Raw genomic sequence first — 12670 nt, forward strand, 5'->3', positions numbered from 1 at the left:
GATTGATGTATCCTTTTAATCCAATCTTGGTGCGGTTGAAACAAATGTTAGGCCTCTATATGACCGGATGGGCTTATAGGTATAAACCAATTCTATTAGTCATTTCAACATAAGGAGAAATCTTTTAAGTTCTATATGTCTCTAAATCAAACACATAATTAAAACCTATACCCAGGTTAATAATTAGAAAGATCGCTAATCTTTTTAATGCCTAATTCTTCGGCTTGCTGCTGGCGCATCATGAGTGCAAAAGTATTATTGAAACCTAAAGGCTGTAGCCATTCAATTTGATACTTTTCTACAAAAGACTTTTTCACAAATTCATAAACGGCCTCTTTTTCATATAGAATGTCTTTAGTATCTTCTGGCTTAAGTATAACCAAAAGACCGGTGCCGGTGTATTCAGGATAAATATCCACTTCACCTGTGTTAAGAGCATCAAAAAGTAGCTTAGTGCCACCAAATCCTAACCTGAGTTCACAGGTATAGGGCGTATAACTTTCTATGATCAGTTTAAAAACATGAGCTAGAATAAAGCTTTCCGTAAAATTTTTAGATCCTATGATTATGTCGGGCTTTCCTGTTTTTGAAGCTGAAATTTGAAAACCTTTCTTTTCTAAAAAATCCCGACCTATTTTTTCTATATCCATCTTTTTTTCATCGACAAGGAAGTTCATATTAGCCATTTCCTTATCGGTGATTTTGTTGGCAAGCTGATCTAATGCTTCTTTTACCTCAGGAAACTTTCCTAAAGTGGCTTTTCGCACCACGGGCGCCGCATGGTATGGAGGAAAGTAGTTTTTATCATCCTCAAGCACTGCAAGGTTGAAAGCTTCTATGCGGCCGTCAGTAGAAAATCCGCTTATCACATCTACATTTTTGTTCTTCACCGCTTGGTACATCAGGCCAATTTCCATTTCTTTTACTTCCAGGTCTAAATCATAAGCAGCTTTAAGACCCACATAACCATCTCCACGCTCGATAAACTCTGAAGGAAAACCACCAATTAACTTATGCTCATCATTCGCACTTAAAAACTGATAACCAATAACCAACCCAAAAATGACTGCTGTCCCTATTATTAAAGGTTTCATAAGTTTATAGATATGGTGCTGAATGAAACCCATCAGGGCATCAAAAATTAGTGCCATGAGCGCTGCGGGTATGGCACCAGCTAAAATCATAAACTGATTATTAGTGCTGAGACCGCGGAAAATGAATTCACCTAAACCACCGGCAGCAATGAGTGAACATAGCGTGGCCACTCCTACATTAATTACAAAGGCAGTGCGGATACCCGCAAACAGGATGGGCATAGCTAAAGGGATTTCTACTTTCAGTAAAACCTGCCTGGGAGACATACCCATTCCTACGGCCGCCTCCTTTATGGCAGGATCTATTTCCACTATACCTGTATAAGTATTTCTAACAATGGGGAGCAGGGCATATAAAAACAAAGCTACAATGGCCGGAAAAACTCCTATACCGAGCAAGGGTAAAAGAAACCCGAGTAAAGCTACGCTGGGTATGGTCTGTAGGGTATTTACAAACCCTAATACCGGAGTGGCAAGTCGCTTATTTTTGCTTATCAAAATTCCTAATGAAATACCAGTGAAGCTGGCTATGGCTAACGAGAGTAAAGTTAAACTCAGATGTTCTATGATCTGATCCAGAAGTTCCTGCTGGTGAGAGGCTATGAATGATATGAATTGCCCAATACTATTCATAAGCCTTAATAATTTTATCTCGGTAAGTGAAATAGATTTTTAGTATTTCATCATCTTCATTTTGACTGAGATATGCTGCCAATGTGCATAAAGGATCCGCCTTTGTGGATAACTTGAGTGGAGTAAACTTTTCCAGATCTTGTAAACGAATGATATGTAGTTCCAGCTGCATCCGATTTTGAGCTAAAAACTGTTTTACAAAATCATTTGCAGGACTAAAGATCAGTTGAGACGGAGTACCTATCTGTTGAATAGTACCTTTGTCCATAAGCGCTATTTTATCACCAAGAATTACGGCTTCCAGCACATCATGCGTTACTAAAACCATAGCCTTTTTTAAGTCACTGTTTAGGCTTTTAAATTCTTGCTGTAATTCTGCACGTGTGATAGGATCCAAGGCGCCAAAAGGTTCGTCTAGTAAAATTACTTCGGGATCAGCAGCCAGTGCTCGGGCTATTCCTACCCGCTGTTGTTGACCACCGCTAAGTTCGTGAGGCATTTTGGCTGCCATATTTTCTGGTAGCCCAGTCATAGTTAATAATTCTTTTACCCGGGTATTAATTTTATGCTGGGGCCATTGCAGTAGTTCTGGCACAGTGGCTATGTTTTCCTGAATACTATAATGAGGAAAAAGGCCTATGCTCTGTATAACATAACCAATCTTTCTGCGTAGCTCATGAGCTTTATAATCTTTAGTGTTATTTCCATGAATGAATACTGAACCTGAAGATTTCTCCACCAGCTGATTGATCATTTTCAAGGTCGTGGTTTTTCCACTGCCGCTGGTGCCTAGCAGTACCAGCACTTCGCCTTGAGCTACGGTAAAGCTAACATCATCAACCACTTTTTGGCCATTATATATTTTAGAGAGATGTTGTACTTCTATCATGCAGTAAGTAAAGCTAGTATAATTACAGGTTAATCATAATACATTTATAGCTATTCACTCCGCCTAATATACATTTCAGTATTTGTATTATTCCATTCATTCTAATGGGTCAGGAAGGTTAGAGGATAAGTGGGTTAAAACCATAAATCTTTAATCTAATACATAACACCTTAAAAATTAAAATCATGAAAATGTTTAATAGCTACTTAAAATTAGTGCTGGCAGGTATGCTGCTGGTGCCTGGTTTGTTGCTCACCAGCTGTGGAGATGATGACGATGGAGGGGGAGTTACACCAGATGAACCTAATATAGTGGACGTGGCTGTGGCCAATGGTTATAATACACTTGCAGCTGCACTTACTGAAGCCGATTTGGTAGATGATCTGGAGGCAACAGGTCCTTTTACTGTATTTGCACCTACTGATGAAGCCTTTGCTGCCGCAGGAATTACCGCATCTAATGTGGGTGATGTGGAAAACCTTGAAGCGATATTACTTTACCATGTTGTTTCAGGCAGAATAGTGTCATCGGACCTTTCCAGTGGTGAGGTGGAAACTCTCAATGGTGCTTCTGTAACCATAGATGCCGCAGAGCTTATGGTAGATGAAGCAGATATTGTAGATCCGTATGATGTTGAAGCCAGTAACGGAGTTATCCACACTATCAACGCTGTACTTATGCCACCGGCCCCAACCATTCTGGCCACCGCTCAGGCTAATAGCAATTTGAGCATGCTAGCTTCAGTGCTATCTAACTACCCTGATCTGGTAACTATGCTGGATGGTGAAGGAACATATACTGTTTTTGCTCCTACTAATGATGCTTTTGAATCACTTTTAGAGGTAATTGGTCAGGATAATATAGATAATGTGCCTGAAGATGTGATTAAAAGAATTTTACAATATCATGTAATTGCTAACTCAGCACTTATGTCGGCTGACTTAACTGATGGGCAAATGGCTGCCACCGCATTGAGTGATGAAGATATGATCACAGTTTCAATCGATGGGGATGTTATGATAAATAATGCCACCGTAACTATGGCTGATATAGAAGCTAGTAACGGTGTGGTGCATGTAATAGACGCTGTGTTAGTTCCCGAGATGGAAATGAGTATTGTTAATACCATTGTGGAGCCAGCGTATTTCAATAATGATTTTTCTGTACTAACTGCTGCTGTAGTTAAAGCCGGACTATTAGAGACTTTAATAGATTCTGAAGCGAACTTCACTTTATTTGCTCCTGATAATGATGCATTTGAAGCAGCAGGAATTACTTCTTTAGACGGAATTTCTGGAGAGGACTTAGTGCCTATTCTTCAATATCATGTTTTGGGTTCAGAAGTTTTTGCTGAAGATTTACCTGTCACCACAGATATGTTTGCTACATCGGTTGCCACTTTAAATGGAGATTTTTATCTTACCAATAATGTGAATGGCGTGTTTATCAATGGTAATTCCAGGGTGACTATGGCCGCTTCGGCTGATGGCCCTATGGATTATGATAATGGAACGGTGCATGTAATCAGTAGGACTTTAATGCCAGCTACTATGGATGTGGTGGGTATAGCTAATGCCGCTGGTTTTACAGATTTGGCCGCCGCACTTACTGAAGCCGGACTGGTAGGTGACTTGCAATCAGATGGACCTTTCACCGTGTTTGCTCCTACTAATGAAGCTATTCAAGCGCTTTATACCGCCTTGAACGTAAGTGGCCCTGAAGAGGTGGATGACGAAACCTTAACCATGGTGCTGCTATATCATGTAATTGGTGACAGAGTATTTTCTTCTGACCTCACTGATGGCTTTGAAGCTACCACCTTGGCAGAAGGAGCCAGCTTTACAATTGATATTACTGATGGTACCGTGACCCTGCAAGATAACGATCCTGATTTTGCTGATCCTGTAGTTAGTTCTACTGATCAGTTGGGAACCAATGGCGTGGTGCATGTAATAGATGCGGTGTTATTACCAGCCGATTTATAAAAAGTTTATGATTTTGAACAGGGTGTTATTTATGATCATTAAGTGACACCTTGTTCTTTTTCTTGTTATTGAAAAAGATCTGATTTATTGCCATGTTCAAAATCAAATACCGGTACATTTTTATTTTCCTACTTGCCCTTTATTCTTATGTAAATATTCTTTTTACTGAAGGGCATAAGCTTTTTGGTTTTGAGCTTAATCCTTTCTTATTTTTTTCGATTTTATTAATTATCGTATTTCTGGTTTGGGAAGTAAACCGATGGCTGTATTCATTGGCTTTTCAAATTCCCCTAAAAAAGATTCATCCCCTAATTATTCTTTTTGTGATGAGTGTGATGAATGTATTTCTAATTTCTGCCTTAGTAACTCTTGGCTTTAGCTTCTTTTCTTCTCACTATGTTAATCCTATTACCACCTTTAAGCTCAGTTTAGGCTTTAGTTTTAGAGTCAATCTGTTTTTACATTGTATAAATGCTATCTATTTTTTTATTAACCAATACAAAACGGCTCAGCTGGAGGCAGAAAGATTAAAGAAGCAAAGCATTGAGGCCAGGTTTGAGACTTTAAGAAATCAGATTAATCCGCACTTTTTGTTTAACAGTTTTAACGCCTTATCCACATTGGTGTATAAAGATGCCGATGTTTCAGCCAAGTTTATTGAGCAACTCAGTAACGTATATCGCTACATTCTGTATAATCAGGATAATAAAGTAGTAACTATTTACGATGAGTTGGCTTTTATAGAATCATACATCTACCTTATTAAAATCAGGTTTAAGGATAATATTATTATTAAAAATGGCATAGCGCCAGAGGTGAAGAATAAATATATTGCTCCGGCAGCATTACAGCTGCTAATAGAAAATGCCATTAAGCATAATGTGGTTTCCAGAGCAGAGCCACTGAGCATAAATATTTATAATACACAAAATTATCTTGTAATAGAAAACAATATTCAGCTAAAGGAAGTTAAGGAAGCATCTACAGGTATAGGTTTAAAAAATATACAGGAGCGCTATAACTACCTCAGTGGTGACCACCCTATGGTTATAGAGCAGTCTGATATCTTCAAAGTAAAAATACCGATAATAGAAGTTTCATGAATGTGCTTATAGTAGAAGATGAACCTTTAGCAGCGGAAAGACTTAGCGGACTTATCCATCAGTACGATGCTGATGTGCGTGTGATTGAAGAACTCGATACTGTAAAAAGCTCAGCGGCATTTATAGATAAGCATAGTAAGGATATTGATCTGATTTTTCTTGATATACAGCTTTCTGATGGTAAGTGCTTTGAAATATTTCAGAAGATCGAATGCTATAAACCTGTAATATTTACTACCGCCTACGATGATTATATGTTGCAGGCTTTTAAAACCAATAGTCTTGATTATCTGCTTAAGCCCGTAAATTATAATGACCTGCAAGCAGCTTTAGAAAGGTACAAAAAGATAAAGAATGAAGACCGCACGCTGAGCATTGATCAGGACACGCTCAAGAGCTTGTTAGGAGGAAAGGCAAAAAATTATAAATGTCGCTTTTTAGTAAAATTTGGAAAGCGCATGCAGTTCAAAAATGTAGATGAGATAGCTTATATAACCGCCAACGACAAGATCTGCCATATTGTAGAGCGTAAAACAGGCAATAAATATATCATAGATCACACTCTGGAAGAGCTTGATGAATCGCTTTTAGATCCGAATGATTTTTTCAGGATCAATCGCCAATATATCATATCTATAGCCTGTATAAGAGAAATCAGCCCTTATGATCAACAGAGACTGAGAATAATTTTGAATGTACCATGTGAAGAAAAGCTTATTGTGAGTAGGGGGAAGGTACCCGATTTTAAAAAATGGCTTAACGCTTAACTTAAATATACTCATGAAAGCAATTCTATTACTATTCTTTAGCGCCTTGCTGTTTACTAATGCGAAGGCACAAAACAATTACGATTCATTAAAAAGCCAGGTTCTTGCTCTACAGATGGATGTTGAAAACATTCATTTGAATTTAGAAAAATCGAAAAGCAAGTTTCAGAAAGGTATTTTGGTGGCTACCCTGGGCTATACCGTAACTATAGCTGGCGGCCTCATGCTGGGCCGTGAAAATGATGACCTCGGACAAGGCTTACTAGTAGCCGGAGGAGTTACCGGCGTAATAGGTACTTATATGTTAGTAGATGCTTTTAAATTCCTGGGCAGAACCCGCAGAGTAAGCACCAGGTAGCTTGTTTCAGCATTAGCTACCCAAAGTCAGCCAGCTTGAAGAAGAATAATTAAATTATCCAAAATCACACTTAGGCTCACGAAGTGTAGACTTTCTGCTGACTTTAATTTAATCAATAAACGTTACAAAGAGCAAAATTCAATAATGAAGGCACGTTTCCATAATACCGGCGAAGCTTCGAGTGCCTCAGCTTGACCTGTAGAAATAACCGATTAAATTATCCAAAGTCACACTGAGGCTCTCGAAGTGTAGACTTTCTGCAGACTAGCAACTCGCTAATAAAAATAAGATTAACCTTAATAGTAAAAAGAGGTTTCCATAAAGTAGGCTTAAGCTGCATGTCCCTCAGCTTGACTTAATGTACTGCTCCTTTAAATGAGGCAAAGTCAAGCTGAGGGTTTTTAAAACTCCTTAATCAATTAAAATTTAATTCCCTTTTAATAGAGGCCTTTTTATTGATGATAGTGGAATCAGCTTTATCTTGTAATCGCTTTTTGTCAGTGAAATAATACTTGTATTTGGCTTTGGTTACTTTGATATTATAATCATCTACATCCCCACTTACATCTACGCCGGTTTTAAAAGGAACCGGAGATTCCAATACAGAAATGTGATAGTCAAAAGTCATATCTAAATGTTGAGTGCCCCCCAATGCCAGCTTGTATCTGTCTATCTCTAATACAGCAGGTAAGATGTTAACATCATTTCCTTCAAATTCCATTTCTGCTTCCAGACTTTCAATAGGGTTGAGCTCCTTATTTTTAAACATAAAGGTCTTAGCCAATTCTGTAAAAGTTGGTCCATCCATTACCATAATATCTCTGGCCTTTAAGGCACCAATGCCTTTAAAAGTTTTAGTATTCATTTCCAGATTTTCATTAAGCTCTGCTTTTCCTTTTACCCTAAAATCAACTTTACCAACAAAGGATTTACTCATGGGGAAGAGCGTATCTAGTGGGGGCAAAAACTGATTGAGCTTACTCATTTCTATTTGAGTAAGGTAGAATTTAAAATCAATATTGGCCTTTTCATTATCGCTGGCTGTGTATACTACATCGGCATCCAGGTTGGCGGCCAGGGTTTTGAGTTTGAAATTATTCAAATAGAGGTTGCCATTTTTTACTTTTAAGTTACCTTGAATTTCATCGAAATCACTGTAGCCTAGCTTTAGTTTATTGATTCTTGTGGTGAAATTGAACTGTAAGCTATCCGGTATTCTGAATGCATGTGCTCCTTCTCCTGACTGAAAAGTAGTAGAATCAGCAGTCACTGTAGGGTTTTGAACCTCGGCAGTTGTTTCTTCTTCTGAAGTTTCCATTCCGGCAAAAGCCATAAAAAGTTGATTGGCGTTAATATAATCAGCTTCCAGGTCAAGGCTGGCTGTTACCATAGTTCCTCTAAAGAATCCAATAGCATGTTCCAGCTTACCGGTAAGGGTTACATCACTGTCTTTATATTTGAGGGTGGTATGATCTAAGGTAAAGTTGTCATTTTCAAAAGTCAGTTTAGTTGCCGGCATAAAAACCGGTCCATCCAGCTTAGCTATTTTTCCAAACATTCTGGTAAACTGGATATTCCCCTTGGGTAGCCATATTTTTGGAGCCTTTTTATCCAGGCGCACATGATAACTCCCCTGTCTTATGCCCACGAAATTACTAGCTTGCTTTATACCCACGCTATCTATGGTGAAATCTGAGATCAGATAGGCCTGTTGCTCTTCGGTAGAAGGATGTAAAGTGCCTGTAAATTTCGCTCTTCTCAAAAGTAATGTGAGAGAATCAGATTTCATCTCTGCTTTTACGCTTTCCATATTGGCATCTACATTTATAATTGCTTTTCGGTCAGCTACCTTATCGGCCAGGGCTTTTACCTCTAGTTTTTTAGCTTTGAAATCAATGTTATACTTATAGTGAAGCTCAGTGCTGTCAAGATTTAGCCTAGCCGCTGTTTTGTTATATATCTTTTGCTCTCTATAAAAGTTCAAATCCACACTTTTAGAGAAGAATAACAGACTATCTCTTCTGGAAAGCACCACCACATGATCCATATCGATAATACCAGAAGCATTAATCTCATGGTATTTTTCCTGCTGTATTTGATCCATAGAAAACTCAGAGTTGAGTTCTATTTTGGTTTTACCGCGCAGCATAACACTGGTATCCATTGGGAATTTTTTATATAACTCGGTCAGGTCGATATCACCTTTAACTTTGGCCTTTATTTGAGCTACTTGCGTGATGTCATTAGCATTACCCTGACCTTCAATATCAATTCCTGTTCCTTTTACTCTTAGGTTTTTCACATTCACATAAGAAGGTTTGCTATCCTTGGGATAAAACTTGCCTTCCATGGCAGTGGATAGCGTGGTGATTTTTCCAGGGAAATTTTTATATGCCAGGCTACCGTCATTTATTTCTGCTACAAAATCTATTTCTGGTAATTCACCATTTCCATAAGAGCCTATAATATCTACATCAAACTTCACCTTACCAGAAGTTTCTATTTCTTCTTTGGAGAGGATGTGCCGTGGTACCAGTGCCAAAAAATGATCGATAGAATTAGTGGCCAAGCTCGTCTTAAGGTTTACATCCAGCTTCCTTTCTTTTGGTTTCGGAATAAGTGTGCCACTTCCTTTAAAGTGAATATCATTAACAGTGATATCTTTAGAAGCCAGGAGCACATTACCTCGGGCACTATCGTAGTCAAAAGTCATATCAGCACCAATGTTACTTAGCTTATACACAGACCGGCCTTTGTAATATGCCTGTACGTCTTTGCTATCGGTTAATACAGCGAAGTGAAGTTTACCTTTTTCTTTTGCAGCCTTAACGTGTAGTGAAAAAGAGTTTACTCTATACGTTAGGTGTGAAACTTCATCTTCATAAGCCAGGTAGGCACTGTCAATTTCAAATTTTTCGATTGAAATGTCATTAATCACCAGAGAGCTGGTATCCGTTTCTATGGTGTCAATAGGATCGGTGGCCTTCATTACATCCCAGTTGGTGCGGCCGTCTTCTCCCATAAAAGCATAGATTTTGGGCTTATCTATTTTTACTTCTTTAATTACAATGTTGTTGTGTTTTAAGTATTGATATAGATTGAAAGATATAACAGCCGAGCTGAAAGTGGCCAGCGTATCTTTCTCCGTGCCTGTGTTTAATGATTTTATGTAAGTGCCTCTCAGTTTAGCTCCAAAACGAGGAAAAGTACTGAAGAAGGTAAGCTCTACGCCATCGCAATGCACCTCAGCTTTTAGTTGATCATTTATGGCCTTTTCGGCAATGGGCGTTATTTTCTCTGGAGTGAAGACAACATTAAGCACCACACCAATGGTAAGTGATATGACTGCAATAAGTACAAAAAGCGTTATAAATAGTCGCTTAAAAAATTTCTTTAAGTTCATTATTGGTTTGAGATATTAGAATTCCTTAACTCTAGTATACGAGTTAGCCGTTATTTAAGTGCCATGTTATAGCTTTACTTACATAAGCGGTTTTGAAAAGAATTGCTATGAAGTAAAAAACGAGGCACTATTTCAAAATAAAACGAGTATGGTAATTTCCATAAATCAAACCAATAGCGCGTTACAATACTATTAGTGATGCGTTGAATCGGGCAAAAGGCCTGCTAAGCCAGCCAAACTTTTAATTGAAATTATTACGGTAGCTTGGGAAGAGAGAGGTTTAGTTTTTTTAAATAAGTGAATGCATGGTCGGATCATTAAAGACCATTTCATAAGCTAATTGCGAAATCTAAGGATGCGCTTTAAAATCATCTGGAAGCATTTTTCCTATAGAAACTTAGTTCTTCGTAAGTGCCAATTTTATACCCAGCGCTATGAAAATAGTTCCGCTCACCCGGTCGAGCCAGGTTTTGATTTTCGGGTTCTGCCTAAACTTTTCTGATAAGCGACCAGCAAAGACTGCAACTATTACACACCAGATAGTGCCGGTGGTTAAAAAGGTTAACCCAAGTATAAGAAATGGAGCCGGACTTTCAGAGTGCTCATGATCAATAAATTGAGGCAGAAAGGCCAGGAAAAATAAAGCTACTTTAGGGTTAAGTAAGTTAGTGAATACACCTGAAATATAAATTTTACGATGACGCTGTGGAGGTTTTGAGTTTAATGATAATCCAGATTTTGAACTTGAAATGATAGATTTTATACCCATAAAAATGAGATAAGCTGCTCCTAAATATTTAACTATTTGAAATGCCATCGCAGACTGTGCCAGAATTATGGACAAGCCTAAAGAAGCTAAAATAATATGCCCGATTGCCCCGGAAATGATACCTAATACAGAAAAGATACCTGCTTTAGTACCTTGAGAAATACTTCTGCTCATAATATAAAGCGTATCGGCCCCAGGTGTTATGTTTAGAATGATACCTGCTATTAAAAATGTTTCGTAGTTGATTATGCCCAAGGCTTTCATATTGATCTAAGTAAAGAGCTCACAAGGTGGAAATTTAGAGAATTATAATACAAAAGTAAAAATCGGTACATTTTACCTAAGTCCTATTTCACCCTTTCAAATCCATAACCATCACGCAGTCATTTCGACCTAAGGAGAAATCTATTAATTTCTGGTGACTTCTGTTAAATATTGAATTCTTGAGAGTGATAAAATGCCTATGGAGAAAAGGTATGGATTATCTTCTGGAGAAAAAGGTTGAATAACAGTCATTTTTCACCTAATACATAGATCTTTCCTATCGTCAAGATGACCGGAAGGGCGGTTTCTTATAGTTCTAGATCATTTCCATAACACCACACAGTCATTTCGACATAAGGAGAAATCTATTAATTTCTGGCAACTTCTGTTAAGTATTGAATTCTTGATAGTGATAAAATGCCCATGGAGTAAAGGTATGGATTATCTTCTGGAGAAGAAGGTTGAACAACAGTCATTTTTCACCTAATACATAGATCTTTCCTATCGTCAAGATGACCGGAAGGGCGGTTTCTTATAGTTCTAAATCATTCCCATTACACCACGCAGTCATTTCGACATAAGGAGAAATCTATAAATTTCTGGCAACTTCTGTTAAGCCTTGAATTCTTGAGATTGATAAAATGCCTATGGAGAAAAGGTATGTATTATCTTCGGGAGAAGAAGGTTGAAAACAGTCATTTTTCACCTAATACATAGATCTTTCTTATCGTCAAGATGACCGGAAGGGCGGTTTCTTATAGTTCTAAATCATTTTCATAATCATCACGCAGTCATTTCGACATAAGGAGAAATCTATAAATTTCTGGCTAACTTCTGTTAAGTATTGAATTCTTGAGATTGATAAAATGCCTATGGAGAAAAGGTATGTATTATCTTCGGGAGAAGAAGGTTGAAAACAGTCATTTTTCACCTAATACATAGATCTTTCCTATCGTCAAGATGACCGGAAGGGCGGTTTCTTATAGTTCTAAATCATTTTCATAATCATCACGCAGTCATTTCGACATAAGGAGAAATCTATAAATTTCTGGCAACTTCTGTTAAGCCTTGAATTCTTGAGATTGATAAAATGCCTATGGAGAAAAGGTATGTATTATCTTCGGGAGAAGAAGGTTGAAAACAGTCATTTTTCACCTAATACATAGATCTTTCCTATCGTCAAGATGACCGGAAGGGCGGTTTCTTATAGTTCTAAATCATTTTCATAATCATCACGCAGTCATTTCGACATAAGGAGAAATCTATTAATTTCTGGTGACTTCTGTTAAGTCTTGAATTCTTGAGAGTGATAAAATGCCTATGGCGAAAAGGTATGTATTATCTTCGGGAGAAGAAGATTGTACAACAGTCATTTTTCACCTAATACATAGATCTTTCCTATCGT

General features: G+C 37.8%; 8 protein-coding genes. 4 read left to right on the plus strand and 4 right to left on the minus strand.

The features are described from left to right. Positions 1 to 176: 176 nt before the first annotated feature. Together LVD15_RS07560 and LVD15_RS07565 are read right to left on the minus strand one after the other, a co-directional pair. Positions 177 to 1727 (minus strand): ABC transporter permease/substrate-binding protein, encoded by a 1551-nt coding sequence (locus tag LVD15_RS07560; protein ID WP_233779690.1) that lies wholly within the window; start codon positions 1725 to 1727, stop codon positions 177 to 179. Further along, complete coding sequence (locus LVD15_RS07565) at positions 1720 to 2616, minus strand: ABC transporter ATP-binding protein (protein WP_233779691.1); 897 nt, start codon at positions 2614 to 2616, stop codon at positions 1720 to 1722. Before LVD15_RS07565 ends, LVD15_RS07560 begins: the two co-directional genes overlap by 8 nt. Positions 2617 to 2801: 185 nt before the next feature. Here LVD15_RS07565 and LVD15_RS07570 point away from each other — a divergent pair, with 185 nt between their 5' ends. The 4 genes from LVD15_RS07570 to LVD15_RS07585 all read left to right on the plus strand — a co-directional run bounded on the left by LVD15_RS07570 (position 2802) and on the right by LVD15_RS07585 (position 6829). Beyond that, positions 2802 to 4601, plus strand: coding sequence for a fasciclin domain-containing protein (locus tag LVD15_RS07570; protein WP_233779692.1), 1800 nt, complete (start codon positions 2802 to 2804; stop codon positions 4599 to 4601). Between the two features lie 92 nt (positions 4602 to 4693). After that, complete coding sequence (locus tag LVD15_RS07575) at positions 4694 to 5704, plus strand: sensor histidine kinase (protein ID WP_233779693.1); 1011 nt, start codon at positions 4694 to 4696, stop codon at positions 5702 to 5704. Continuing rightward, entirely contained in the window at positions 5701 to 6471 is a 771-nt protein-coding gene (locus tag LVD15_RS07580; protein ID WP_233779694.1) for a LytR/AlgR family response regulator transcription factor, read from the plus strand. Before LVD15_RS07575 ends, LVD15_RS07580 begins: the two co-directional genes overlap by 4 nt. Positions 6472 to 6484: 13 nt before the next feature. After that, positions 6485 to 6829 (plus strand): hypothetical protein, encoded by a 345-nt coding sequence (locus LVD15_RS07585; protein ID WP_233779695.1) that lies wholly within the window; start codon positions 6485 to 6487, stop codon positions 6827 to 6829. Positions 6830 to 7244: 415 nt separating this feature from the next. Here LVD15_RS07585 and LVD15_RS07590 read toward each other — a convergent pair whose 3' ends face one another. Both LVD15_RS07590 and LVD15_RS07595 read right to left on the minus strand, forming a co-directional pair. Next, entirely contained in the window at positions 7245 to 10232 is a 2988-nt protein-coding gene (locus tag LVD15_RS07590) for an AsmA family protein (RefSeq protein ID WP_233779696.1), read from the minus strand. A gap of 397 nt (positions 10233 to 10629) precedes the next feature. Then, positions 10630 to 11265 carry a LysE family translocator gene (locus LVD15_RS07595; RefSeq protein ID WP_233779697.1) on the minus strand — a complete coding sequence of 212 codons (636 nt, stop codon included), beginning with the start codon at positions 11263 to 11265 and terminating at the stop codon, positions 10630 to 10632. Positions 11266 to 12670 lie beyond the last annotated feature (1405 nt).

Origin of the sequence: Fulvivirga maritima (assembly GCF_021389955.1) — a bacterium.
Lineage (GTDB): Bacteria > Bacteroidota > Bacteroidia > Cytophagales > Cyclobacteriaceae > Fulvivirga > Fulvivirga maritima.